The organism is Arsenicicoccus piscis, assembly GCF_022568835.1.
GTDB classification, from domain to species: domain Bacteria; phylum Actinomycetota; class Actinomycetes; order Actinomycetales; family Dermatophilaceae; genus Arsenicicoccus; species Arsenicicoccus piscis.
The window spans coordinates 486,727-512,352 of the sequence record NZ_JAKZHV010000002.1 but is presented as its reverse complement, the minus strand read 5'-3'; the positions used below and the strand labels follow the sequence as shown (position 1 = coordinate 512,352).

Here is a 25,626-nt window from a genome sequence, read left to right as displayed (position 1 = left end):
ACTTCGTGAGCGATTGGGTGTCGGTCCGCCCAAGTGGCCCCGAATGTTCCCGAAAGTGAGTTGATTACGTGTACGCGATCGTCCGTGCAGGCGGCCGTCAGGAGAAGGTTTCCGTCGGCGACGTCCTCATCATCGACAAGGTCACCGACAAGCCCGGTGAGACCATCGAGTTGCAGCCGCTGCTCCTCGTCGACGGCGCCACCGTGACGACCGACGCCGACAAGCTCGCCAAGGTCAAGGTCACCGCCCAGGTCGTCAAGGCGACCAAGGGTCCCAAGATCACGATCCTGAAGTACAAGAACAAGACGGGTTACCGCAAGCGTCAGGGTCACCGTCAGCCGACCACCCAGATCAAGGTCACCGCGATCGAGGCCTGAGCCTCCTCGCACCTCTCGTTCGCTACTTAGGCAAAGGCAGGCTCAGTCATGGCACACAAGAAGGGTGCTTCCAGCTCCAAGAACGGGCGCGACTCCAACGCCCAGCGGCTCGGCGTCAAGCGCTTCGGCGGTCAGGCCGTCAACGCCGGCGAGATCATCGTCCGCCAGCGTGGCACGCACTTCCACCCGGGCCAGAACGTCGGCATCGGCAAGGACGACACGCTGTTCGCGCTGTCGGCCGGCGCGGTCGAGTTCGGCACCAAGCGCGGCCGTCGCGTCGTCAACATCGTCGCCGGAGAGTGACGAACGTCGTCTCCTAGAGGCGACCACCGGCCGCGAGGCGGCCACTCCACGCATCGAGGGTGCAGGCTCTTCATCGAGGGCCTGCACCCTCGCCCGTTGCTCGGCCCGCTCGCAGGGCGGAAAGGACCGGTAGCCCATGGCCACCAGCTTCGTCGACCGTGTGACCCTGCACGTCCAGGCCGGCAACGGGGGGCACGGCGTCGCGTCGGTCCACCGCGAGAAGTTCAAGCCCCTAGGCGGGCCCGACGGCGGCAACGGCGGTCGCGGCGGATCGGTCATCCTGCGGGTCGACCCGCAGATCACCACGCTGCTCGACTACCACCACCACCCGCACCGCAAGGCCGGCAACGGCAAGCCCGGTGCCGGCGGTGAGCGCAACGGCGCCGACGGGGCCGACCTGGTCCTCGGCGTGCCGCAGGGCACGGTCGTCAAGGACCCCGGCGGCGAGATCCTCGCCGACCTGGTGGCCTTCGACAGCGAGTGCATCATCGCGGCCGGTGGTCGCGGTGGCCTCGGCAACAAGGCGCTGGCATCGCCGCGGCGCAAGGCTCCCGGCTTCGCGCTGCTCGGCGAGCCGGGCGAGGACCTCGACATCGTGCTCGAGCTGAAGACGCTCGCCGACGTCGCCCTGATCGGCTTCCCGTCCGCGGGCAAGTCCTCCCTCGTCGCCGCGATGTCGGCGGCGCGCCCCAAGATCGCCGACTACCCGTTCACCACACTCGTGCCGAATCTCGGTGTGGTGACGGCCGGTTCGATGCGCTACACCATCGCGGACGTCCCCGGTCTGATCCCGGGTGCGCACGAGGGTCGCGGTCTCGGCCTGGAGTTCCTGCGGCACGTCGAGCGGTGCTCGGTGCTCGTGCACGTGGTCGACTGCGCGACGCTCGAGCCCGGTCGTGACCCGATGACCGATCTCGACGTCATCGAGCACGAGCTGTCGATGTATGTCCCCGATGCGTCGCTGGGCGGCCGTCCGCTCGCCGAGCGCACCCGGGTGGTCGTGCTCAACAAGGCCGACGTCACCGAGGCGCGCGAGCTGGCCGAGATGGTCAAGCCCGACCTGGAGGCCCGTGGTCTCGAGGTGCACATCGTGTCCGCCGTCTCGCACGAGGGGCTGCGCGAGCTGTCCTTCGCGCTGGCGCGCCACGTCAACGAGGCCCGCGCGAGGTCGAGGAGGCCAAGCCGGTGCGAATCGTGCTGCGCCCCAGGGCGGTCGACGAGACCGGCTTCACGGTGCGACGCGAGGGCGGGTCGGACGGCGAGTTCTATCGCGTCACGGGTGAGCGGCCCGAGCGCTGGGTGCGGCAGACCGACTTCAGCAACGACGAGGCGGTGGGCTATCTGGCCGACCGGCTGGCGCGGCTGGGGGTCGAGGAGGAGCTCTACAAGAGCGGGGCGGTGGCCGGCTCGACGGTCGTCATCGGCGACCGCCGCGACGCCGTTGTGTTCGACTGGGAGCCCACCCTGCAGGCGGGTGCCGAGCTGCTCGGCCGCCGCGGCACCGACCTGCGTCTCGACCAGTCCTCGCGTCCGACGCGCGCCGAGAAGCGGGAGGAGCTGGCCGACCTCAAGGCCGCCCGCCGCAAGACGCAGGGCGAGCTGGACGCCGAGCGCAGCTCGGGTCACTGGGCCACCGCACCCCGCGACGCGGATGCGCGTGACGCCGACGCCGACGCCGACGCCGACGCGGGCGACCGCGACCCGCGCGACGGCGACCAGGCCTGAGCTCGCCCTAGCGCGCCGCTCGCTCGGCGGCGCGCAGCAGCGGGCCGGCCAGCCAGGCCCTCGTCTCGCGATGGCTGCGCAGCCGCACGACCGGCAGGTCGGGACGCTCGTCCAGGAGGGCGCGGATGCGGGGTCCGGTGTCCGCGCGGGTGCGCCACGCCCACCGGATGATGTGGTCCTCGTCCGTGAGGAGCGTGCGCAGCGGCGGCTCGACGTTGCCTGCCCACAGCTGCTGGCGGCGCACGCGCCGCACCACGGTGCGTCGGATCATCTGGCGCATCACGACCGGCGCCGGCAGGTCGCGCCACACCACCAGGTCGGCCCGTCGGGCGAGCAGGGGCCGCACGACGGAGTACTGCCACTCGCACACCCAGGTGGGGGTCGCCGCGAATCTCTCGACGTCCGAGGTGAACTCCGGCCTCGGCGTCCACCCGGCGCCGTGATAGAGGCTGTCCAGCTCGACCCGGGGGAGGTCGAGGACGGCGGCGATCAGCCCCACCAGGGTCGTCTTGCCCGAGCCGGACGTCCCGGCGACGATGACGCGTCGAGGTCGCTGGGGCAGCTCGTCGGACACCTGGAGCAGGGGCATGCCGTGCCGCTCAGAGCAGCGCGAGGTCGTCGCGGTGCACGACCTCACGGCGGTACTCCTCGCCGAGGTCGGCGGCGAGGTCGTGGGTAGAGCGTCCGAGCATCGCGGGCAGCTCGGAGTGGTCGTAGTTGACCAGCCCGCGGGCGACGACCCGGCCGGTGCGCGACACGAGGTCTACGGGATCGCCCTCGCTGAAGCGTCCCTCGACCGCGGTGATCCCCGCCGGCAGCAACGACTTTCGGTCGCGCACCACGGCGCGGACCGCACCGTCGTCGAGGATGAGCCGACCGCGGGCGGTCGAGGCGTGGCGCAGCCAGAGGACGCGCCCCTTGGGCATCCGGTCGACGGGGTGGAAGAGGGTGCCGACGTCCTCGCCGGCGAGCGCCGGGCCGACCTGGTCGGCGCTCGCGAGGACGGTGGGAATGCCTGCGCCCGTAGCGATCCCGGCGGCCTCGACCTTCGTCGTCATGCCGCCGGTGCCCACCTTCGAGCCCGTGCCGCCGATGCTGATCCCCTCGAGGTCGCGCGGTGAGCGCACGTCGGAGATACGCTGTGCCCCGGGGCGCGCCGGCGGCCGGTCGTAGAGCCCATCGACGTCCGAGAGCAGCACGAGCGCCTGCGCCTTGACCAGATGGGCGACAAGAGCGGCGAGCCGGTCGTTGTCGCCGAACTTGATCTCCTGGGTCGCCACCGAGTCGTTCTCGTTGACGACCGGGACGACGCCGAGGTGGAGCAGCCGCACCAGGGTGCGGCGGGCGTTGACGTAGTGGGTGCGCCGGGTGACATCGGACTCGGTGAGCAGCACCTGACCGACGTTGAGACCGTGCCGCCGGAAGGCCATCGTGTAGGCCGCGACGAGCTGGCCCTGCCCGACGGCGGCAGCGGCCTGCTGGGTGGCCAGGTCGTGGGGACGCTTGGGGAGGGTGAGCGGGTTGAGCCCGGCCGCGATGGCACCCGAGGACACGAGCACGACACGGGTGCCGTCCTCGGTCCGCGCGGCCAAGGCGTCGACGAGGCCTTGGATCGCGGTGGTCGAGAGGTTGCCGTCGGGCCCGGTGAGCGACGACGACCCGATCTTGACGACCACCAGGGCCGCGTCGGCGATGCTGGGGCGGGCGGTCTCGGGCACGCGTTCCATGCTACGGGGGATGCTCGCGGGCAGCGTCTCACTTTCCCTGCGCGGACGCGGGTCTGTCAGTGCCGAGCCCTACCCTGGGGCGCATGAACGAACAGGCTGTCGTCTCCCGCCTCGCCGAGGCCGCCCGGGGCGCGTCCCGGGTGGTCGCGCTGACGCCGCGAGGGCGCAAGGACAAGGCCCTGCTGTCCATGGCCGATGCCCTGGTCGCGGCGACCGACGAGATCGTCGCCGCCAACGCCGAGGACGTCGAGCGCGGCCGCGCCGAGGGCCTGCGCGCCAACCTGCTCGACCGGCTCACGCTCGACGCCGACCGGGTGGCCGCAGCCGCCGACGGGTTGCGCCAGGTCGCCGGTCTCGCCGACCCGGTCGGTGAGGTCGTGCGGGGGTCGACCACCCCCACCGGCCTGCAGGTGCGGCAGGTGCGCGTGCCCATGGGAGTCGTGGGGATGATCTACGAGGCTCGGCCCAACGTGACCGTCGACGCCGCCGGGCTCGCGCTGAAGTCCGGCAACGCCGTGATCCTGCGGGGCGGCAGCGCCGCGGAGCGCACCAACGCCGTGCTCGTCCAGGTCATGCGGGACGCGCTGGAGGCCGAGGGCCTGCCGGCCGACGCGGTGCAGCTGCTCGAGGGCGACCGCGAGGTCGTCAAGGCCCTGATGCGGGCCCGCGGCGAGGTCGACCTGCTCATCCCGCGCGGGGGAGCCGGCCTGATCCAGACCGTCGTCACCGAGTCGACGGTGCCGACGATCGAGACCGGCGTCGGCAACTGTCACGTCTACGTCGACGCCGCCGCGGACCTCGAGATGGCCGAGGCCATCGTCGTCAACGCCAAGACGCACCGCACCAGCGTGTGCAACGCCGCCGAGACCCTGCTCGTGCACCGCTCGGTGGCGGCTGCCGCCCTGCCGCGCCTCCTGACGGCGCTCGCGGCGCGCGGGGTGACGATCCACGGTGACCCCGAGATCGAGTCGGTGGCGCAGGCAGCGGATGCCACCTTCGAGCCGGCGATCGAGGACGACTGGGCCGACGAGTACCTCAGCCTCGACCTCGCGGTGCGGGTCGTCGCCGACCTCGACGGGGCGCTCGACCACATCCGGCGCTACTCCAGCGGGCACACCGACGCGATCGTCACGGGGGACCGGGCCGCCGCCAGGCGGTTCGTCGACGAGGTCGACGCCGCAGCGGTCATGGTCAACGCCTCGACCCGGTTCACCGACGGCGGTGAGCTCGGCTTCGGCGCCGAGATCGGCATCTCGACGCAGAAGCTGCACGCGCGCGGGCCGATGGCCCTGCAGGAGCTGACCAGCACCAAGTGGGTCATCGAGGGCGACGGTCAGGTCCGCGACTGAGCCTCGCTCAGGACGCGTTGGCCTGCCGGTCCAGGTCGACGACCTCGACGCTGTCCTCGTGGGGGAGCGTGGCGTCGGCCCGCGGGCCGCGCGGCTGGGCCCACGGCGAGTGGTCGGAGTCGGTCTTGGAGTCGTAGGCGATGTAGTAGGTCGGCCGGTCCTGCAGGAACAGGTACATCCGGCCGAGGTACTCACCGAGGATGCCGAGGCAGAGCAGCTGGAAGCCGCCGAACAGCGCGATGACCGCGAGCGTCGACGCCCAGCCGGTGACGGTGTGGCCGGTCAGCCGCCCGATGAGCGCGTAGACCAGGAACAACATGGCGGCGAAGAAGCCGCCGACCCCGAGCCAGGTCGCCCAGCGCAGCGGCTTCTGGCTGGTGGAGACGATCGAGTCGAGCGAGAGCAGGATCATCTTGGTGAGCGGGTACTTCGAGTCACCGGCCGCGCGCGACTCACGCTTGTACTCGACGTGCGCCGACGGGAAGCCGAGGGTCGGCACGACGAAGCGCAGCACCCGGTTGTGCTCCGGGATCTGGTTGATCGCCTCGACCGTGGCCCGCGACATCATCCGGAAGTCGCCGGCGTTGCCGGCGGTGTCCATGCCGGAGAGCTTGGACTGCACCGCGTAGAACGCGCTGGCGGTCGTGCGCTTGAACCACGTGTCGGTCGAGCGGTCGGCCCGCACGCCGTAGACCACGTCGACCTGGTCGCGCTTGGCCACCGCGAGCATCGCCTCGATGACCTCGGGCGGGTCCTGCAGGTCGGCGTCCAGGGTCACGACGTAGTCGCCGTCGGCCGCCCGGATGCCGGCGGAGATCGCGGCCTGGTGCCCGGCGTTCGCCCGGAGCCGGACGACCCGCAGCTGCGGCCACTCGCGGCGGAACCGGTGGAGCAGCGCGGCGGTGAGGTCGCGCGAGCCGTCGTCAACGGCGACCACCTCGTAGCGCGTGGGCAGGCCGTCCGTCGAGCGCAGGCCGTCGAGGACCGGGCGCAGCCGCTCAACGAGCAGCGGGAGCACCTTCTCCTCGTTGTACATGGGGATCACCACGGACAGCTCCGGGTGGGTGGGCGACGAGGTCATGGCGTAAGGGTAGGGCGCCCGCCTGTCGGATGTTGTGACAGCCCTGGCCGAGCACTGTGTGTCGGCGGGGGTCAGCCCAGCCGCCGGTGGGGAAGCCGCGTGGCCCAGCCGCCGGTGGGGGAGCCGCGCGGCGCGGAGCGGGGTCAGCGGGTAGCATGACGCCCATGACTTCTGCCGCCCTGCTCCTCGCCGCCGAAGAGTCCGAGAACGCCATGACCTTGCCGTTCGCGGACTTCTGGTTCGGGGTGATCGCACTGGCCGTGTTCCTGCTCCTGCTGGCGCTGACCTACGCGTTCCGCAACACGGCGATCCGCTACCGCCAGAACCCCCAGGTCTACGGCGGTGCTGACGGGCGTGCCCGCCACGACAGCGATCATGGCGCGACGCACGGGGCGCACCACTGACCACGCGCATCGGCGTGATGGGTGGGACGTTCGACCCCATCCACCACGGCCACCTCGTCGCGGCAAGCGAGGTGCAGGCCCTCTACGACCTCGACGAAGTCGTCTTCGTCCCTACGGGCGAGCCCTGGCAGAAGGACTCGACCACGGTCTCCCCGGCCGAGCACCGCTACCTGATGACGGTGATCGCCACGGCGTCCAACCCCCGCTTCTCGGTGTCGCGCGTCGACATCGACCGGGACGGCCCGACGTACACGATCGACACCCTGCGCGACCTCGCCGCGCTCAACCCGGACGCCGAGCTGTTCTTCATCACCGGCGCCGACGCCCTCGCGAAGATCCTCACCTGGAGGGACGCCGACGAGCTCTGGGAGCTGGCGCACTTCATCGGGGTGACGCGACCGGGCTACGTGCTGTCCGAGGCGGGGCTGCCGGCCGACAAGGTGTCGCTGCAGGAGATCCCGGCCATGGCGATCTCGTCCACCGATTGTCGAGCGCGCACGGCGCGGGGCGAGCCGGTCTGGTATCTGGTGCCCGACGGTGTCGTGCAGCACATCAACAAGTACCACCTGTACACCCCCGATCAGCAGCCCACGGGCATCCTGCGCACCACCATCGCCAGGACCCTCAGCGAGGAGACAGCGTGAGCGCCACCCCCCGAGCCATCGAGCTGGCCCAGTTGGCCGCGCAGGCCGCCGCGGACAAGCTGGCCCGCGACGTCCGGGCCATCGACGTGAGCGACCACCTGCCCCTCACTGACGTGTTCGTGCTCGCGTCGGCGCCCAACGACCGTCAGGTCCGCGCGATCGTCGACGCGGTGGAGGACAAGCTGCGTGAGGCCGGCGCCAAGCCGGTGCGTCGTGAGGGTGAGCGCGAAGGTCGTTGGGTGCTCATCGATTTCATCGACATCGTCGTGCACGTGCAGCACGAGGAGGAGCGGGACTTCTACGGCCTGGAGCGGCTGTGGAAGGACTGCCCCATGATCGACCTCCAGCTCGATGACTCGGGCTCTGGCTCGGGCTCTGCTGAGGATGCGACTGGTGCGGACGCGACTGGTGCCGACGAGGCGAGCGGCTCGCGCGCGGACGACTGACCGATGAGGGGGCGCAAGCTCGTGGTCGTGCGCCACGGCCAGACGGGGCACAACGCCGCCGGCTTGTGGCAAGGGCAGCTCGATGTAGAGCTCTCCGCCCTCGGTGTCGAGCAGGCTGCGGCTGCGGCGCCCTACCTCGCGGCCCTGCAGCCGGCCCGGATCGTCTCCTCCGACCTGGCCCGCGCGGCTCGCACGGCCGACGCGATCGCCGAGGTGGCGGGCGTCCCGGCGACGAGGGATCCGCGCTTCCGCGAGATCCACGTGGGGGAGTGGCAGGGCAAGTCCGGCGACGACGTGCGCGCCGAGTATCCCGCCGAGGCCGAGAAGATGCTGACCGGCGAGGACTTCCGCCGCGGCATCAGCGGCGAGTCCGTCGCCGACGTCGCAGCCCGCGCGCTCGCCGGGGCCGAGGCGCTCCTCGACACGCTGTCGGACGGCGAGGTCGCCATCATCGTCTCCCACGGCGTCGCGGCTCGAGCGCTCGCTGCCGCGCTGTGCGACCTGGGCCAGCACCAGGCCTGGCAGGTGCTCGGTGGGCTCGGCAACTGCCACTGGGCGATCCTCGGCGAGACCGCCCGTGGTGGGTGGCGGATCGAGGGCTGGAACCTCCGGGCTCCCGACGCGCGCTGATTGACGCCCGAGGTGGGGGTGCAAGGTTCTTCCGTGGGGTGACCGCCGCCAGCGTCCCGTTACCCCCTCTTGGCAGACGGGTGGACTTGCTCTGAGCGGCGAATCCACTCTGGCTATGCTGTGTTCGAATTCAGTAGAATAAGCAGCATGAACAAGACCGCCGCAGACGCCGCCGTCGCCCTCCTGGGTGACGCGTTGACGGCTGTGGGCGAGCTGCTCGGACCGCCCGTGCCCGACCCCGTGGTCGGTGATGGTCAGGCCGATCTGCGGGTGATGCTGGAGCAGGTGGGTGCGGGGCTGGCGTTCGTCGGCAACACCGAGCTGGCGCCCCTCGCGGCGACCTGCTTCGAGCTCGCCCATCGCCTGCAGGGGTTGGGCGCGGCGGTCACGCGCGAGGCCGCCACCCGCGGGGTGCACCAGGAGACGACCAAGGCGGTCGACCCTGCCACCTGGCTGATCGAGACGTGCGGCGTCGCGGCCGTCGAGGCCGCACCGGTGGCCCGGCTCATCAAGGCGGGCAACGACGTGGCCAAGCGAGGCCTGGTCGCCGATGCGCTGACCGGAGGACTGTCTGTCCGGGAGGCTCTCGCCGGCTGTGCCAGCGTCGATCGCGTGCGGCACGACCTCCCGAGCTCGATGGTGACCGACGCGGCCGAGGGTGTGCGCTACCTGATGCGTGCGGGTGCCAAGAGCATCCAGCTGCGCAGCTATGAGGAGCAGCTGCTGAGCAATTTTTCCAGCGCCGACCCCGAGCAGCGTGACGAGTGCCGACGAGCCAAGCGCGGCTTCAACGCCTTCACCCCGTTGCCGGACGGCATGTTCCGCTCGACGCTCACCCTCGATCCCGAGTCCTTCGCCGTGCTCACCGCAGCGCTGGATGCGCTTTCTGCGCCTCGCGTGCCCGAGCCGGGGGCGGGTGACCCGGTCGCCGCAGCGGGGGCGGCTGCCGCAGCTGGTCCGGAGATGGGGGCCGGCGACAGTGGTGACAGCGCGGCCGACGGCGCGGCAGGTGGGTCACAGCAAGCGGGGGGCGGTGACCACAGCAGCAGCCACAGCGCCTGCGACCACAGCACGTGCCGCCACGTCGACGACCCGGAGGCGGCGCAGGCTGACCGAGACACCCGCAGCGCAGCGCAACGACGCGCCGACGCCCTCGTCGAGATGGCCCGGCTGGTCACTGGCATGGTCCCGACCGGGCCGATGGCGGCGCCGACCTCCGTGGTCGTGACGCTTCGCCTGGAGGACCTCCTCGCCGGCGTGGCGGCGCACGCGCCCACGCGTCCTGGGCGCGGTCACACTTCGTCGGCTCAGCCCTCGACAACGTCCCTGGGGGCCTCGCCTTCCTCCGGGCCAGACGATGTCGGCTCCACGACGGAGCCGTCAGCGCCGAGCTGGGGGGCCGGTGTGGCCAGCTCGTCCACCGACCCACCCGATGCGCGGCTGCTCCCGGGATCGTGGGCGGGCCTGGCGCGGGACGGCTTCGGGACTGTGCTGTCCCCGGCCGTAGCCCGTCGGCTGGCCTGCGACGCCGAGGTGATCCCCGTCGTGCTGGGCAGCGTGGGCGAGCCGCTCGACGTGGGCCGTGCTCGTCGCCTCGCGACCGCGGGTCAGCGCGCGGTGCTGGCGATCCGTGACGGTGGCTGCTCGTTCCCGACCTGCACGGCGCCGATCGCCTGGACCCGGGCGCACCACGTCGTGCACTGGGCCGATGGGGGACCGACCGATCTCACCAACCTCGCCCTCCTGTGCGACCGGCATCATCGTCTCGTCCACGCCCGCGGGTTCACCGCGACGGTCACCGTGTCGCAGGTGCGCTGGCACGTCCGACCGGGCAACCACCAGTGGATCCACGACCCTCCACCTGGGCTCGCCGATTTGGCTCGCGCCGGGTAGGCCGTCCATCCGGGCCACGGGCCCCGCGACCGCTTGACGGGCAGCCCAACCAGAAGCCCCGACCAGCAGCCGGCCACCAGCCCGACCAGCAGTCAGCCACCAGTGCGAGCACCAGCCTGACCCGAGGACAGCCACCAGCCGTAGCGGGTGCTGCGTGGGTGCCGCAGGGGCGCCGCGGATTTGAACGAGGAGTCGGGGTTCGGCTAAGGTAACGCAGTCGCTTCCGCACGGAGACGCGCGGTCGACACCCGGTTCGGGGCTGTAGCGCAGTTGGTAGCGCACCTCCATGGCATGGAGGGGGTCAGGGGTTCGAATCCCCTCAGCTCCACCCCACGCACAAGGCTCGAACCCTTGCCAACGTCAATGTTGGTAGAGGTTCGGGCCTTGTTGGTGTCTGCGGCCCAGGTCAGTGCGTTGGCGTTGACCTGTGGGTCGAGCAGCATTTCGAAGGGTCGGTTGTGCTCGACGCGCAGCTCGTTGTCCTCGTCGATGAAGACCTTGGTGAAGAATGCCTGGTTGCAAAGCCGCGGGTTCGTGTCGTCGCAGCGGGCGTAGATGTCGGCGCAGTTCACGAGGAGCCCGAGCGCGTCGTCGAGGTGCGCGCGGGCGTCGGCGCAGTCGCCGTAGTGGGCGTCGATGCGCCGGGTCACCTTGTCGAGCTCGCCCGTGATGCGGTCCTGCTCGCGTTTGAGGACGCTCAGCGGTATGGCGTCGGCATAGTGGGCCTGCATCAGCCGGTCCTGTTCGCCTTCGAGCCGGTCGCGGTTCGCGGTGAGCCGTGCGAGTTCGTCGGTTTCGGCGGCTATGAGGCGGTCGAACTCGTGATGCAGCATCCCGGCGAGCGCGTCCTGCTGGGCCGGGGTGATCTGGACTCGCTTGTAGTAGTCCTCGACGAGCTTCTCGACGTCCTCGATGAGCATGGCCTGGCGGGTGCAGTCGGTGCGCTTGGAGTGTCGGGCCTTACCCCCGGTTCTTGGACACGGGGGTTGATTATGCGGCGGTTGGCAGCGTAGCCGCCCAGCGGGCCTCGTAGGGGGACGGGGACAGGTAGCCGCACCAGGTGTGGCGGCGGCGGGTGTTGTAGCGGACGAGCCAGCCGAAGACCTGGCGGCGGCAGCTCTGCTTGTCGGCCCAGCACGCGGCGTCTTGGAGGACCTCGCGCTTCAGCGTGGCGTTGAACGACTCGGCCAACGCGTTGTCCGCGCTCGTGCCGACGGCGCCCATGGACTGGGACACGCCGAGGTCGGCGCACAGCGCGGCGTAGTCCTTGCTCGTATAGACCGACCCGTGGTCGCTGTGAAAGATCGCGCCGTTGAGGCTGCCCCGGGTCGCGGCGGCGGCGTTGAGGGCATCGGTGACGAGGCTGGTGCGCATGTGGCCGGCGATCGCCCAGCCGGCCAGTCGCCTGCTGTAGCAGTCGATCACGGTGGCCAGGTACAGGTTCGTCCCGTCGGCCAACGGCAGGTAAGTGATGTCCCCGACATAGCGCAGCCCTGGAGCAGAAGCGGTGAAGTCCCGCTGGAGCAGATCGGGGACCACCTGGTCGGCGGGCTCAGGGACGGTCGTGCGCACCCGCCGCTTCTTGGCGTAGCCAACGATCGTGTTGAGCCGCATCACGCGGGCGACCCGCTTGTGGTTGACCCGCTCCTGCTGCGCGACCCCGTCGTTGAGCTCGGCAGTGATCCGGCGCCCCGTAGGTCTTGTCCCCCTGGTGGACGGCCCTGATCCGTTCCGCGAGCTCGGCGTCGGCCCGGGCGCGCTCCTCGCGCGCGGGGCCCGCCTTGACCCAGGCGTAGTAGGAGGAGCGCTCGATCTCGACGAGCTCGCACAGTCGCTTCACCTCGAAGGTGGCGCAGTGGTCGGCGACGAACTGGAAGCGACTCACCAGCGCGTCTGCCCGGCGAAATACTTGGCCGCCCGCTGGAGGATCTCCCGCTCGGTGGTCAGCTTGGTCGTCTCGACCTCCAGCTCACGCACCCGCGCCTCGAGCCGGGCGACCTTACCCTCTGGTGTCTCGCTGCCCGGATCTGCGGCAGCGGCGGTCTTCGCGGTGGTCTTGGACTGCAGCGGGCTCGAGGTCGCCGTCCCGTCAGCAGCGGTCTTCTTGCCGGTCCCGTACACCTCGAGCCACTGCCGCGCAGCGTGCCGCGCACGATGCCGAGGTCCTCGGCGATGCCGCGGACCGTGGCGCCCGGCGTGGACTCGTACAAATCGACGGCCTGCCGACGAAACTCCTCCGAGTAGTTCTTCCCGGCCATGACTCGGATCATCTCGCTTCCCCAGCACCAGATGCTGGATTCAACGTGTCCAAGAACCAGGGTCAGGCCCCCCTGCTCGCTGGTCCGTGCTGGTGTGCTCTTGCATACCGGTCTGGACTACCAGAGTACGACGCCGGCCCTCGCCCGGATCGGCATCGAGAACCGATCCGCGCAGAGAGCCGGCCCGCGACCGCCGCTGAGGCGATGGTCGCGGGCCGGGGACGACGGCGCGAAATCAGGCGGGGATCATGCCATGCGGGTCGATGATGAACTTCTCCGGGGCACCGGTGTCGAACGTCGCGTAGGCGTCGGGGGCCTCGTCGAGGCTGATGACCTTGGTGTTGAGCATGTCGCTGAGGTAGGGCATGCGGTCCCACAGGATCGACATCATCAGCTCACGGTTGTAGTGCATGATCGGGGCCTGGCCGCCGGAGATCCGAGGCGACTTGATCCACGCCTTGCCGAAGTCGAGCGAGAAGGTTCCCTCCTGCTCGGCCTTGGAGGAGGCCAGCGGGTCGGGGCCGTAGACGCCGACGATGCCGGTGGCACCGCCTGCGCGGGTGGCGTCCATGACCTGGTTGATGGCGTGGGCCGGGCTCATGTCCTCGGCCTCGCGGCCGATCCCGTGGGCTTCGTTGCCGACGTAGTCGACGGCGCAGTCCACCATGGGTTCGCCGAGGATGGCCTCGATCTGATCGGTCAGCGGCACGTCCTGGTTGAGATCGATGGTCTCGCAGCCGTTGTTCTTCACCAGGTCCAGCCGGTCCTTGTGGTAGTCACCGACGATGATGCAGGAAGCGCCCAGGAGACGGGCCGCCGCGGCGCCGCAGCGTCCCACAGGTCCGGCGCCGGCGATGTAGACGGTCGAGCCGGGCTTCGCCCCGGCCTCCATGAGGCCGTGGAACGCGGTGGGCAGGATGTCCGAGAGAAGGGCGAGGTCACGGATCTTCTCCATGGCCTGGTCCTTGTCCGGGAAGCGGAGCAGCTGGAAGTCGGCGTAGGGGACGAACAGGTACTCCGCCTGCCCGCCCTGGAAATCACCCAGGTTGAACCCGTAGGCGCCGCAGGACACGTCGGGGTTCACGGTCTCGCACACCTCGGTGTGGCGGGCGCGGCAGTTGCGGCATCGGCCGCAGGCGACGTTGAAGGGGACCGAGACCAGGTCGCCTTCGGAGAGGAACTCGACGTCGGAGCCGACCTCGACGACCTCGCCGGTCATCTCGTGCCCCATCACCATGCCCTGGGGTACGGGGAAGGAACCGCGGTAGATGTGCAGGTCGGAGCCGCAGATATTGGTGGCGACGATCTTGAGGATGACGCCGTGCGGGGCGCTCTTGCCGTTCGGCATCTCGAGCTTCGGGAAGTCGAGGGTCTCGACGCGCATGTCCTTGACGTTCTGGAACACGACGGCGCGGTTGCTGCTTGCCATGACGATCTCCTCCAGTTGTGGATGGCCCGGTCGCGGAAGTGCCACGGTCATTTGGATGCCCGTCGCCCGCGACCTCGGCTCTCGTCGGACCTTAGGCGAGGAGGAATCTCGCCGTCCACCGAGGTGCCCGCCCTGGCTGCGGCGATAGGCACCACGGGCAGGTGGACCGTGGAGGACCGGGCCATGCTCCGACCGATCGGTGGACCGTATTGCTAGTCTCGCCGGAATGGTCGAAGCACGCAGGTCCTCATCGTCGGACTCCTCACCCGTTCAGCCCGACGTGCTGGTGCTCGGCGCGCGCGAGCACAACCTCCAGGACATCGACCTGGCGGTCCCCCGCGACGCTCTGGTGGTGTTCACCGGCGTCTCCGGCTCGGGAAAGTCCTCCCTGGCCTTCGGAACCCTGTTCGCGGAGTCCCAGCGCCGTTACCTCGAGTCCGTCGCTCCCTACGCCCGTCGCCTCATCGACCAGGCAGGCGTCCCGGACGTCGACTCCATCACGGGTATGCCGCCGGCCGTCGCTCTTCAGCAGCAGCGCGGGGGCCGCAGCGCGCGGTCCTCGGTGGGCAGCATCACCACGCTCTCCTCGCTGGTGCGCATGCTCTACTCCCGGGCCGGCCACTACCCCGATGATCAGCCGATGCTCTACGCCGAGGACTTCTCCGCCAACACCGTGCAGGGCGCATGCCCGGAGTGCCACGGCATCGGCCGGGTGTACGAGGTCACCGAGGACATGATGGTGCCGGACCCTTCATTGACGATCCGCGAGCGGGCCATCGCCTCCTGGCCGACGGCCTGGCACGGTCATCAGCTGCGCGATGTCCTCGTCGCGCTCGGCTACGACGTCGATGTGCCCTGGAAGGATCTGCCGAAGGAGGATCGGGACTGGATCCTCTACACGGACGAGACGCCGTACGTCCCGGTCCACTCGCGCCTGACGCTCGCCGAGGCCCGGGCCGCGATCGCGGCTGGCGTCGAGCCGAGCTACTCGGGCACCTTCGTCGGTGCGCGCCGGTACGTGCTCGACACGTTCGCGAACACCAAGAGCGGGTCGATGAAGCGGCGCGTGGCACAGTTCCTCACGGCCGCGCCCTGCCCTGCCTGCCACGGCAAGCGGCTGAAGCCGGAGGCTCTGTCGGTGACCTTCGAGGGCCTCGATGTCGCTGATCTCTCCGATCTGCCCCTCGCGGAGCTCTCGACGTTGATCGAGGAGGCAGTCGCGCGGGCCACCGGCGATCTCGACGGGACCGAGACTGCCGGTCAGGCACTGGACGAGGCAGCCCGACGCGACGCTGTGCGGCAGCGCGTCGACGCTGGCGGATCAGCCCATGAGGCAGCCCCCGACGTGCGCAGGACGCCGAACCACTCGGTGGAGAAGCTGGCCGCGACAGCGCGCCTGGGCGCAGAACTCGTCAACAGGCTGCGGCCCATCATCGACCTCGGTCTGGGGTATCTCTCCCTGAGCCGCACCACCCCCACCCTCTCGGGTGGGGAGCTACAGCGACTGCGGCTCGCGACCCAGCTGACCTCCGAACTGTTCGGTGTGGTCTACGTGCTCGATGAGCCTTCCGCAGGGCTGCATCCGCAGGACGTCAGCGCGCTGCTCGGCATCCTCGACGGGCTCAAGCGCCGAGGCAACAGCCTGTTCGTCGTAGAGCATTCGGTGGACGTGATGCGGCACGCGGACTGGCTGGTCGACATCGGTCCCGGCGCGGGCGAGCGCGGCGGCCGCGTCGTCTACAGCGGTCCCACCGAGGGACTCGCCGCGGTGGAGGAGTCCGTGACTCGCGGGTATGTCTTCGGGGGCAGTGGCCTGCCTCACCGACCCCCGCGGGAGCCAGAGGGATGGCTGCAGCTCGAGCACGTCACGCGCAACAACCTGCGCGACGTGTCGATCCCCCTTCCGCTCGGGGCATTCACCGCCGCTACAGGAGTCTCCGGATCGGGCAAGTCGAGCCTGGTCAGCCAGGCACTGCCTGCGCTGCTCGGGGAGCGATTGGGGCGGGCTGTCCAGGCGGACGACGCTGCGGCCGCCGAGGGGGACGAGCTGTTGCTGTCGGACGAGCCCGAGGAGCTCGAGGGAACGGTCCAGGGAGACCTCTCTGGGGTGCGCCGCGTCGTGAGCATTGATCAGAAGCCCATCGGCCGCACCCCGCGCTCGAACGTCGCCACCTACACCGGCCTGTTCGACCACGTGAGGCGGAGGTTCGCCGAGACGCCCGAGGCTCGCGCGCGGGGTTATAAGCCGGGCCGATTCTCCTTCAACGTCACCGGCGGCCGCTGCCCCACCTGCGAGGGCGAGGGGTCGGTCATGGTGGAACTGCTCTTCCTCCCCTCGGTCTACACCGAGTGCCCCGACTGCCACGGAACCCGCTATCAGTCCAGCACTTTGGAGATCCTCTGGCGTGGCCGGAACATCGCGGAGATCCTCGCCATGAGCGTCGAGGAGGCGCACGAGTTCTTCGACGGCGAGTTCGACATCATGCGCTCGCTCACGGCACTGATCGACGTGGGCCTGGGCTACTTGCGTCTCGGGCAGCCGGCGACCGAGCTCTCTGGTGGTGAGGCGCAGCGCGTCAAGCTCGCCACCGAGCTTCAGCGATCCCAGCGCGGGGACACTCTCTACGTACTCGACGAGCCGACCTCGGGACTGCACTGCGCCGACTCCGACCGGCTCGTGGCTCATCTACAGAGCCTCGTAGAAGCAGGCAACACCGTCGTCGCGGTCGAGCTCGACATGCGCGTGGTCGCCGCAGCCGACCACGTCATCGACCTCGGACCCGGCGCGGGAGACGACGGCGGCACTGTGGTCGCCTCAGGCACCCCCGCGCAGGTCGCCTCGTCCGGAGCCGGTGCATCGGCACCGTACCTCGAGGCTGCGCTGCAGGAGACCGCCTCCCTGGGGTGAGAGTCGGAAGGCTTCGATGAGGGCAATGACCCCACGCAACGGGCGCATCGGACGAGCAACCTGCGTCGCCCGATCGAGAATCCACGCCGCGTGCATGCGGAACTCGGTCAGCAGGCGCTCCGCGCCGTCTGCGATGAGGTCGTGAACCGGCGACCCTCGAACGACGCTGACCGGACGTTTCGCCCCATGGTCGGCGCCGTGCCGGGGCGCGGGATCGCGGGGTCATGACGCGCGAGTCCGACGGGAACCCGCAGGGTCGTGCCGTTCACCATCTTCCGCGGGTTCCGCATGACCCACGGGCGCAGTCCGATGAACGACTGCCCGACCGCAGCCGGACCGGGCAGAGGCCTGCGGCGTCGCGGTGACGGGGCTCGGGAGCGGACTCGGCAGCGGGCAGGCCGAGACGCTACGACCCCCCGCCGGCCACCAGGACTGCCTGCGCCTCGGCGAGGACTGGGTCGAGATGGAGAACGATGACGCCGAGCTCGCCGATATGTGGCCTGCCGGCCATCGCCGTCGACGACTCCACGACCGATCCCGTGCAGTTCGTGCTCGACCGGAGATCCGGCGACGGGCTCGAATCGCCGGATGCGATCGGTGCGGTACCCCGGCGGCATCGGAGTCGTCGACGTCTTCGTGCTCCGGCGTCCCGGCGTCCCGGCGTCCCGCACGAGATGGCGACGTGCGGCCCGTCCCTGACCAACGATGTCTATGCTGGAAAGCGCGCCCGGCGCTCACATCCGGGCAGGCCCCGGTGAAGAACGACAACCGTCGATGGCGGCAGGTCATCGTCGACAACAGGGCCGAAGCTTCTCCATCGTCTCCCAGGATCCGGCCCGAGAATCGGCAGCCAACACCTGCCGGCACTCCGATGAGCGCAACGACGACTGCACGCGAGTCGTCCTGCACCCGAACCACGCTGCCCGGACGGACAGCGTGCGGCTCGCCCGCACGGGCAGGCCGTCACCTCCCACAGAACGGAGCAGAACATGGCAGACGAATTGCACGGCAAGCGGATAGCGATCCTGGCCGCGGACGGCGTCGAGCGCGTGGAGCTCGAACAGCCCAGACAGGCTCTGCAGGACGCGGGGGCCACCACCGAGCTGCTGTCGCTGCACGAGGGCGAGATCAAGGCCCGCAAGAACGACCTGGATGAGGCCGGAACGTTCCCGGTCGATGCCCTGGTGAAGTCCGCCTCGGCCGACGACTACGACGCCCTGCTGCTTCCGGGCGGCACGGTCAACCCCGACCAGTTGCGGATGGACACCGACGCAGTCGGGTTCGTGCGCGACGCCATGGTCGCCGGCAAGCCCGTTGCCGCGATCTGCCACGGACCGTGGACGCTGATCGAGGCCGGTGTCGTGGAGGGTCGGACGCTGACCTCGTACCCGAGCATCCGCACCGACCTGCGCAATGCCGGAGCGAACGTCGTCGACGAAGAGGTGGCACGCGACGGGAACCTAATCACCAGCCGCTCGCCCGAGGATCTCCCCGCCTTCTGCGCCGCGATCATCGAGCTGTTCAGCCAGGACAAGTGAGGAAACCATGATCAACTCTGCATTGTCTGTCATCGTGCACGCCAAGCCCGGGAAGGAGAAGGACGTCGCGGACTTTCTCCGCAGCGCCCGTCCCATCGTCGAGCAGGAGGAGGGTACGCGGGCCTGGTTCGCTCTGCAGTTCGACGAATCGACCTTCGGGATCTTCGACGTGTTCCCCGACGACGAGGCCCGTCAGACCCACCTCTCGGGTGGTGTCGGTCAGGCACTTGCTGCGCAGGGAGCAGATCTGTTCAGCACCGAACCGAGCATCCAGAACGTCGACGTGATCGCGTACAAGCTGCCCGGCGAGACCTCCTAGAGCATCAGCGTCGATTGACATCGGGGTGCGGCCCCGATCGGCTCCACAGCCGTGGCCGCGGCTGTGGAGCCGATTCACCGCACGTGCCAATCCAGGACGGAGCTGCTGATCCCGTCCTGAACGAGGCTCGGCGTCGTCCTCTAGGACATGTCTCTTGAGTCGCTTTCATCGACAAGCACAAGGATCGGCACGGCGTCAAGCCGATCTGCACGGTGCTGAAGGGCACCGACGCGCAGATCGCCCGGTCCACCTACTACGCGACGACCGATGACGCCGCACGTATTCCTGAGCTGGAGAAAGAGATTTCGTAGCGGGTGGCCAGTCCTCGCCACTGCTCCACGAGGGCGAAGGAGCACTCGCGATCGCGTCTGGCGTCGAGCCGACCTACTCGGGCACCTTCAAGCCCAGGCCCGCACCAGCACCGACCCGACCCCGTCCACGGCGCGCCCTTGCCGGGCGCATCAGGGGCGGCGGTTCTACGGTGGACCCAGCTCAGTCCGTCTCCGGAAGGTTGGTCATGACTCACACTCCCCGCTCGTCCCGCACCGTCCTCGAGACGCCGCTGGCCAGGCGCCGCCTCTTCGCCCTCGGCGGCGGACTGGCCGCCGCCAGCGCGCTGGCGGCGTGCGGCGGCAACACCGGCCGCGAGACGGCGGCGACGTCCGGGGGAGCGGCGGGTGGCAAGCCGGCGCTGTCGCAGTGGTACCACCAGTACGGCGAGGCCGGGACGCAGCAAGCGGTGGAGAAGTTCGCCGCGGCCTACCCCGACGCCAAGGTCACCGTGTCGTGGAAGCCCGGTGACTACGACCAGTCGACGGCGGCGTCGCTGCTGACCGACGCCGGTCCCGACGTGTTCGAGTACGGCAACGGCCCGACGATCGACATGATCAAGGCGGGTCAGGTCGCCGATCTGACCGAGGTCGTGGCGAGCGCCAAGGACGACTTCAACAAGGCGATCCTCGACCGGATGACCTACCAAGGCAAGGTCTACGCGGTGCCTCAGGTCATCGACATGCAGCTGCTCGTCTACCGCAAGTCCATGCTCGAGAAGGCCGGTGTCAAGCCGCCCACCACGATCGACGAGCTCGTCGCTGCTGCAAAGAAGCTCACCGACTCCAAGGTCAAGGGCCTGTTCCTCGGCAACGACGGCGGCCTCGGTCTCGGCGGCCCCATGCTGTGGGCGGCCGGCGCGGACTACCTCACCCCCGACAACACGTTCGGCTTCGGCACGCCTGCCGCCGCGGCGGCGCTCGGCAAGCTGCGTGAGCTGTTCACCAGCAACGCCCTGCTGCTTGGCGCGCCCAAGGACTGGTTCGACGCGTCCGCCCTCACCCAGGGCCTGTGCGCCATCCAGTGGACCGGCCTGTGGACCCTCCCCGACATCCAGAAGGCGCTCGGCGACGACTTCGGTGTCCTGCCGTGGCCGGCGATGTCGGGTGGCAAGCAGTCGGTCCCGGTCGGCGCCTACGGCTCCTGCGTCAGCACCAAGAGCAAGAACGTCGACGCCGCAAAGAAGTTCGTGCAGTGGCTGTGGGTCGACCAGACCGACAAGCAGCTCGAGTGGGCCACCGCCTACGGCTTCCACATCCCGGCTCGTCAGTCCCTCGTCAGCAAGGCCGACAAGCTCAAGACCGGGCCGGCCGCCGACGCCGCCAAGCTCGTCCAGGACTTCGGTCACGCGCAGACCCCGCTGCTGTGGACTCCCAAGTGCGCCACGGCATTCGGCGACATGATGAGTCGCATCGTCAAGGACGGCGCCGACCCCGCCGCGCAGATCGCCGTCGTGAAGCCCGTCGTCGAGGCCGAGCTGAAGCGGGTCACGAGCTGAGCGCCACAGACCGTCCCGTAGACCGTCCCCCGCTGGCCCAGCGGCTGCGGGGGCGGCAGGACCAGAACGTCTGGTTCTGGGTGTTCGTCGGGCCGTTCTTCCTCGGCCTGGTCGTCTTCATCTACGTGCCGATCCTGTGGTCGCTCTACCTGTCCTTCTTCGACGCCTACAACACCGTCACACCAACGAAGTTCGTCGGGCTCGGCAACTACGCGGACATGCTCGGCGACCCGTCGTTCCGCGACTCGCTGCTCACCTTCGTGGTGTTCGCGGCGTTCATCGTGCCGACGACCTTCGTGTTGTCGCTCCTCGTGGCGGTGCTGGTCGCCCGGACGCGGGTCATGCAGGCGTTCTTCCGGTCGGTGTTCTTCCTGCCGACCGCCTGCTCCTATGTCGTCGCCGCGCTCATCTGGAAGATGTCCATCTTCTCCGGCGTGCGCTTCGGGCTGGTCAACACCGTGCTCGGCTGGTTCGGCCAGGACCCGATCCCGTTCCTGTCGGTCACCCACCCGCCGTGGTACTGGCTGGTCATCGTCTCGGCCCGGCTGTGGCTGCAGGTCGGGTTCTACATGATCTTGTTCCTCGCTGGGCTGCAACGGATCTCACCGACCCTCTACGAGGCCGCCGCCATCGACGGCGCCTCGCAGTGGCAGTCGTTCCGCTACATCACGCTGCCGCAGCTGCGCGCCACCTCGACCGCCGTGCTGCTCCTCCTGCTGGTCAACGCGTTCCAGGCGTTCGACGAGTTCTACAACATCCTCAACACCTTCGGGACCTACCCGCCCTACGCGCGGCCGCCGCTCGTCTACCTCTACTACGTGGCGCTCGGCAGCGGTCAGGACTTCGGGCACGGGACCGCCGGCGCGGTGATCCTCGCGCTGCTCATCGCGATCGTCGCCCTGGTCCAGGGGCGGATCACCGGCATCGGACGAGGAGGGGACTGATGGCGATCGTCCGCAACAGCCGCGCCGACCACGTGAGTGCTGCCCTGCGCTACGCAGCACTGGCGGTGCTGGCGCTGGTCTTCCTGGTGCCGTTCTACCTGCTCGTGCGCAACGCGCTCATGTCCGAGCCCGAGATCACCGCCCCCGACTGGGCCTGGCTGCCGCCGTCGTGGCGCTTCTCGAACCTGGTGGACGTGTTCCGCGACCCCGCCGTCCCGATGGGGCGCGCCCTGCTCAACTCGGTCATCATCGCCGTCGTGCAGACCCTCGGGGTGCTGGTGCTGTCGGGGATGGCGGGCTACGGCCTCGCGCGCATCCCCTACCGCTGGTCGGGGCTGGTGTTCTGGCTGATCACGGCGACCCTGCTGATCCCCGCCGCGATCACCTTCGTGCCGAGCTTCGTGCTCGTCTCGACCCTCGGGTGGATCTCCACCCTGCGCGGCCTGATCATCCCGGGCCTGTTCCAGGCGCTGTCGACGTTCTTGTTCAGACAGTTCTTCCTCGGCTTCCCCAAGGAGATCGAGGAGGCCGCGTTCCTCGACGGTCTGTCCTGGTGGGGGACGTTCTGGCGGGTCGTGGTGCCCAACTCGCTCGGCTTCGCGTCGGCGATCGGCACGATCACCTTCATCGGGTCGTGGAACGCGTTCCTGTGGCCCCTCGTCATCGGCCGCGACGCCCAGTCCTGGACCGTCCAGGTGGCGCTGTCGACGTTCCTCACGGCGCAGTCCATCAACCTGTCCTCGCTGTTCGCGGCCGCGCTCATCGGCATCCTGCCGTTGCTCGCGATGTTCCTGCTGCTGCAGCGCTGGATCGTCGAGGGCGTGGAGCGCACCGGCATCGGCGGCGAGTAGCGCCCGGTCCGCCCTGGGGCCGGACCGGGCGCGAAACAGCGAGCGGCGGAGCGGACACGTAGTGGGTGTGACGACCGAACAGCCCCGCGAGCACCGCTTCCGAGCGGTCTTCGCCGAGACCCATGACGACGTGCTGCGCTTCGTCCAGCGCCGGGTGCACCCCACCCAGGCCGAGGACGTCGTGGCCGAGACCTTCCTGGTCGTGTGGCGTCGCCTGGACGACGCCCCGGCCCGGACCGACCCGTTGCGCGCCTGGGTCTTCACTATCGCGCGTCACTGCCTGCTCAACGCCCGTCGGGGCGAGCAGCGGCGCACCGCGCTGACCGTCCGCCTCGCGGACGTGTCGCCGCGCACCCAGACCGTAGACCCCGAGCTCGCCGCCCAGCGCGTCGACCTCGCGCGGGCGTGGCAACGGCTCAGCGCCGTCGAGCAGGAGGCGCTGGCGCTGACCGTCCTGGACGACCTCACCTCGCCCCAGGCCGCCCGGGTCCTCGGCATTTCTCCCGCGGCCTACCGGCTGCGCCTCATGCGCGCCCGCCGCGCCCTGCGTCACCACCTCGACGCGAGCGACCCCGCCGCCGCGTCCGCCGCCCTCGCGAAGGAGACCCTGCGATGACCGACCGCCTGCCCTTCCCCGACCACCGGATGGACACCGTCCTGCGCACCCTGGACCCCGCCGACCGCACGCTGTCGACGCAGCAGCGTGAGCGCGCCGACGCGCTGCTCGCGCGGGTCCTCGCCACCGACCCCGGCACCCCCGACGTCGCGGCCGACCCGGCCGCTCGGCGACCCCGCAGCGCTGGAGCGGCCCGCGCCGCTCGGCCGGCCCGCACCGCGGGGACGGCACCGCGCGCCCGGCGCGCCGTCGTCCGGCGCCTGGCGTGGGGGGTGCCCGCGGTCGCCGTCGCCGTCGGTGCCGCCTCGGTCCTGTGGCCGGGCACCGGGGGCTCGGGCCGGGCCTATGCCTCGTGGACCGCGGCCCCGAGCGCGGTGGCCGACCGCGACCTCGCCGCCGTGGTGCAGGCCTGCCGCGACCAGCTGGGCGGCAACCCGCTGCAGCAGGTCGTCGAGCGGGACCGCCCGTTCGACCCGCGCACCATCCCGGTGGCGCTGGCCGACCGGCGCGGCGAGGTGGTGAGCGTGGTCTTCCACCAGGACAGCCCGTCGGCGATGAGCGCCTTCTGCCTGGCGCACAACGTGGCCGGGTCGGGCGAGGTGTCCGACGTCAGCACCGGGTCCGCCGGGCAGAGCGGCCCGCAGGTCCCGCCGGCCGCCGGACGGATCGTCGAGGGCAACATCGCGCAGTACGCCGGGGACCCCGTCGTCTCCATGATCGACGGGCCGGTCGGTGCGGGTGTCGTCGGCGTCACCATCCACGCGCCGGGCCGCACCGTGCAGGCCACCGTCAAGGACGGGCGCTACACCGCGTGGTGGCCGGGACCGGCGCTGGCCGTGCCGAGCGGGGCGTCGGGGCGCGAGACCGGTGGGACGCTGCTGCGCTACGACGTGCGGCTGGCCGACGGGCGGGTGCTGACCGACGTCGACGCGGGCCTGTCCGAGGGCGGCGGGCCGGTGACCCGCACGGAACCGTCGCCGGCGGGGTCTACCAGAGGGTGAGGCTGCGCTCGAAGATGCCGGCCACGTCCTCCTCGGTGACCGGTCGCGGGGCCGTGCTCAGCAGCCGCTGCTGCGCCATCGTGCCCTCGACCAGCGCGGGGATGTCGCCGGCGTCGTAGCCGACCGCGCCGCAGCCGTTGGGCAGGTCGATGTCGCGCATGAGGTCCACGAGCACCGCGGGCAGCCGCTCCGCCTCGGGCACCCGGTCGTAGTCGCGGCCGGGTGCCCCGGCGCCGAGCAGTGCGGCGGCGCGCAGGTGCCGGTCGGGGCACGCCTCGAAGGTGAACCGGAAGGCCTCCGGCGCGGTCAGCGCGACGCTCATCCCGTGCGGGATCATCGGCTCGTCCCGCGGGTAGTCCCGGGGCCGGAAGTCCTTGACCCGCCCGGCGATCGGGTAGGCGTTGGCGTGCGGGACGTGCACCCCGGCGTTGCCGAAGCCGAGCCCCGCGAAGGTCGCCGCCATGGCCATCGCGCCGCGGGCGTCCAGGTCGCCGCCGTCGCGCACCGCCGTGCGGAACGCTCCGGCGAGCAGGGTCATCGCCTGCTCGGACCACAGGTCGGCGATCGGGTTGGCCCCGCAGTAGGGGACCCGCTGCTCGGGCCGCTTGCGCTCATAGCTGGTGTAGGGGCGGGCGGTGTAGGACTCCAGCGCGTGGCACAGGATGTCCATGCCCGCGGCCGCGGTCACCCCGGCCGGCTGCGACAGCGTCAGCAGCGGGTCGATGACCGCCAGCGTCGGCCGCAGCCGGGCGTGGCTGATGCCGGTCTTGACCTTGAGGTCCAGCACGTCCAGCACGCAGATGGTCGTGCTCTCCGACCCGGTGCCGGTCGTCGTGGGGACCGCGACGAGCGGCTTGAGCGGACGCTGCGGGGCGCGGCCGGCGCCGATCGGGGCGTTGAGGTAGTCACCCAGCTCGCCGTCGTTGGTGGTCATCAGGTTGATCGCCTTGGCGGTGTCGATGCTCGACCCGCCGCCGACGGCGACGAAGGCGTCGAAGGGCCCGTGCTCGCGCCCGAAGGCCACGGCCGCCAGCAGGCTGGCGTCGGTCGGCTCGACGTGCACACCCTCGTAGACCACCACCTCGACCCCGACGCCGCGCACCTGCTCGGCCACCCGGTCCGCGACCCCGGCACGGGCCACGCCCGCGTCGGTGACCACCAGCACGCGCTCGGCCCCGAGCTGGTGCAGGTCGTGGCCGATCTCGTCGGCCGCGCCGGTGCCGAACCTCAGCTGGGGCGCGCCGTAGGTGAAGACCGTCTCGGGACGGTCTTGTCCCGGGTGTCCGGTGGAAGGGTGTCCGGTGGAAGGGTGCACGACCCGGATCCTCGCACGGCCTGAGGTAACCTTGCCCCGT

At 70.4% G+C, this 25,626-nt stretch carries 22 protein-coding genes, 1 tRNA gene and 2 pseudogenes; 19 read left to right on the top strand and 6 right to left on the bottom strand.

Going from position 1 to position 25,626, the window contains the following annotated elements; all coding sequences use genetic code 11:
* The first annotated feature begins 68 nt into the window (after window positions 1-68).
* The 3 genes and pseudogenes from rplU to obgE all read left to right on the top strand — a co-directional run bounded on the left by rplU (window position 69) and on the right by obgE (window position 2,405).
* Window positions 69-377 carry a 50S ribosomal protein L21 gene (rplU, locus tag MM440_RS05325; RefSeq protein ID WP_241443156.1) on the top strand — a complete coding sequence of 103 codons (309 nt, stop codon included), beginning with the start codon at window positions 69-71 and terminating at the stop codon, window positions 375-377.
* 48 nt (window positions 378-425) lie between these two features.
* Window positions 426-680, top strand: a complete 255-nt coding sequence (gene rpmA, locus MM440_RS05320) for a 50S ribosomal protein L27 (protein WP_241443154.1) — start codon at window positions 426-428, stop codon at window positions 678-680.
* 136 nt (window positions 681-816) lie between these two features.
* Window positions 817-2,405 (top strand): annotated as a pseudogene (gene obgE / locus MM440_RS05315) (GTPase ObgE).
* Window positions 2,406-2,412: 7 nt separating this feature from the next.
* Here obgE and MM440_RS05310 read toward each other — a convergent pair.
* Together MM440_RS05310 and proB are read right to left on the bottom strand one after the other, a co-directional pair.
* A complete protein-coding gene (locus MM440_RS05310) occupies window positions 2,413-2,994 on the bottom strand; it encodes a P-loop NTPase family protein (protein ID WP_241443152.1) in 582 nt (193 codons plus the stop codon).
* Between the two features lie 10 nt (window positions 2,995-3,004).
* Entirely contained in the window at window positions 3,005-4,132 is a 1,128-nt protein-coding gene (proB, locus tag MM440_RS05305; protein WP_241443151.1) for a glutamate 5-kinase, read from the bottom strand.
* Window positions 4,133-4,215: 83 nt separating this feature from the next.
* Between proB and MM440_RS05300 the strand changes: the two genes are divergently transcribed.
* On the top strand, window positions 4,216-5,481 hold the full coding sequence (locus tag MM440_RS05300; protein WP_241443149.1) for a glutamate-5-semialdehyde dehydrogenase: 1,266 nt from the start codon (window positions 4,216-4,218) through the stop codon (window positions 5,479-5,481).
* Window positions 5,482-5,488: 7 nt separating this feature from the next.
* Here MM440_RS05300 and MM440_RS05295 read toward each other — a convergent pair whose 3' ends face one another.
* On the bottom strand, window positions 5,489-6,562 hold the full coding sequence (locus tag MM440_RS05295) for a glycosyltransferase family 2 protein (protein WP_241443147.1): 1,074 nt from the start codon (window positions 6,560-6,562) through the stop codon (window positions 5,489-5,491).
* A gap of 164 nt (window positions 6,563-6,726) precedes the next feature.
* Between MM440_RS05295 and MM440_RS05290 the strand changes: the two genes are divergently transcribed.
* The 7 genes from MM440_RS05290 to MM440_RS05260 all read left to right on the top strand — a co-directional run bounded on the left by MM440_RS05290 (window position 6,727) and on the right by MM440_RS05260 (window position 11,592).
* A complete protein-coding gene (locus tag MM440_RS05290; protein WP_241443145.1) occupies window positions 6,727-6,966 on the top strand; it encodes a hypothetical protein in 240 nt (79 codons plus the stop codon).
* Window positions 6,967-6,983: 17 nt separating this feature from the next.
* Complete coding sequence (nadD, locus tag MM440_RS05285) at window positions 6,984-7,610, top strand: nicotinate-nucleotide adenylyltransferase (RefSeq protein ID WP_241443370.1); 627 nt, start codon at window positions 6,984-6,986, stop codon at window positions 7,608-7,610.
* Window positions 7,607-8,056, top strand: a complete 450-nt coding sequence (rsfS, locus tag MM440_RS05280) for a ribosome silencing factor (protein WP_241443143.1) — start codon at window positions 7,607-7,609, stop codon at window positions 8,054-8,056. The genes nadD and rsfS overlap by 4 nt, the downstream gene beginning before the upstream one ends.
* A 3-nt stretch (window positions 8,057-8,059) precedes the next feature.
* Complete coding sequence (locus MM440_RS05275) at window positions 8,060-8,686, top strand: histidine phosphatase family protein (RefSeq protein WP_241443141.1); 627 nt, start codon at window positions 8,060-8,062, stop codon at window positions 8,684-8,686.
* Between the two features lie 147 nt (window positions 8,687-8,833).
* The gene (locus MM440_RS05270) at window positions 8,834-10,579 is read left to right on the top strand and encodes an HNH endonuclease signature motif containing protein (RefSeq protein WP_241443139.1); all 1,746 of its coding nucleotides are present in this window, start codon (window positions 8,834-8,836) and stop codon (window positions 10,577-10,579) included.
* Between the two features lie 255 nt (window positions 10,580-10,834).
* Window positions 10,835-10,907: transfer RNA gene (locus MM440_RS05265), tRNA-Ala, on the top strand.
* A gap of 130 nt (window positions 10,908-11,037) precedes the next feature.
* The gene (locus tag MM440_RS05260; protein ID WP_241443137.1) at window positions 11,038-11,592 is read left to right on the top strand and encodes a hypothetical protein; all 555 of its coding nucleotides are present in this window, start codon (window positions 11,038-11,040) and stop codon (window positions 11,590-11,592) included.
* On the opposite strand, the pseudogene MM440_RS05255 reads toward MM440_RS05260, so the two are convergent.
* Both MM440_RS05255 and MM440_RS05250 read right to left on the bottom strand, forming a co-directional pair.
* Window positions 11,570-12,837 (bottom strand): annotated as a pseudogene (locus MM440_RS05255) (IS3 family transposase). The gene MM440_RS05260 and the pseudogene MM440_RS05255 overlap by 23 nt on opposite strands.
* A 235-nt stretch (window positions 12,838-13,072) precedes the next feature.
* Window positions 13,073-14,266, bottom strand: coding sequence for an alcohol dehydrogenase catalytic domain-containing protein (locus tag MM440_RS05250; protein ID WP_241443135.1), 1,194 nt, complete (start codon window positions 14,264-14,266; stop codon window positions 13,073-13,075).
* 226 nt (window positions 14,267-14,492) lie between these two features.
* Here MM440_RS05250 and MM440_RS05245 point away from each other — a divergent pair, with 226 nt between their 5' ends.
* From MM440_RS05245 to MM440_RS05210, 8 genes are all read left to right on the top strand, one after another.
* Complete coding sequence (locus MM440_RS05245; RefSeq protein ID WP_241443133.1) at window positions 14,493-17,174, top strand: excinuclease ABC subunit UvrA; 2,682 nt, start codon at window positions 14,493-14,495, stop codon at window positions 17,172-17,174.
* Between the two features lie 989 nt (window positions 17,175-18,163).
* The gene (locus MM440_RS05240; RefSeq protein WP_241443132.1) at window positions 18,164-18,712 is read left to right on the top strand and encodes a type 1 glutamine amidotransferase domain-containing protein; all 549 of its coding nucleotides are present in this window, start codon (window positions 18,164-18,166) and stop codon (window positions 18,710-18,712) included.
* 7 nt (window positions 18,713-18,719) lie between these two features.
* A complete protein-coding gene (locus MM440_RS05235; protein ID WP_241443130.1) occupies window positions 18,720-19,031 on the top strand; it encodes a putative quinol monooxygenase in 312 nt (103 codons plus the stop codon).
* 517 nt (window positions 19,032-19,548) lie between these two features.
* The gene (locus tag MM440_RS05230) at window positions 19,549-20,859 is read left to right on the top strand and encodes an ABC transporter substrate-binding protein (RefSeq protein WP_241443128.1); all 1,311 of its coding nucleotides are present in this window, start codon (window positions 19,549-19,551) and stop codon (window positions 20,857-20,859) included.
* An 80-nt stretch (window positions 20,860-20,939) separates the two neighbouring features.
* On the top strand, window positions 20,940-21,803 hold the full coding sequence (locus tag MM440_RS05225; protein ID WP_241443127.1) for a carbohydrate ABC transporter permease: 864 nt from the start codon (window positions 20,940-20,942) through the stop codon (window positions 21,801-21,803).
* Window positions 21,803-22,654, top strand: a complete 852-nt coding sequence (locus MM440_RS05220; RefSeq protein WP_241443126.1) for a carbohydrate ABC transporter permease — start codon at window positions 21,803-21,805, stop codon at window positions 22,652-22,654. The genes MM440_RS05225 and MM440_RS05220 overlap by 1 nt, the downstream gene beginning before the upstream one ends.
* 67 nt (window positions 22,655-22,721) lie before the next feature.
* Window positions 22,722-23,270, top strand: coding sequence for an RNA polymerase sigma factor (locus MM440_RS05215; protein WP_241443124.1), 549 nt, complete (start codon window positions 22,722-22,724; stop codon window positions 23,268-23,270).
* Entirely contained in the window at window positions 23,267-24,271 is a 1,005-nt protein-coding gene (locus MM440_RS05210; protein WP_241443122.1) for a hypothetical protein, read from the top strand. Before MM440_RS05215 ends, MM440_RS05210 begins: the two co-directional genes overlap by 4 nt.
* Here the strand turns inward: MM440_RS05210 and MM440_RS05205 are convergent.
* On the bottom strand, window positions 24,258-25,586 hold the full coding sequence (locus MM440_RS05205) for a hydroxyacid-oxoacid transhydrogenase (protein WP_241443120.1): 1,329 nt from the start codon (window positions 25,584-25,586) through the stop codon (window positions 24,258-24,260). The two genes, MM440_RS05210 and MM440_RS05205, sit on opposite strands and share 14 nt — an antisense overlap.
* Between the last annotated feature and the right edge of the window lie 40 nt (window positions 25,587-25,626).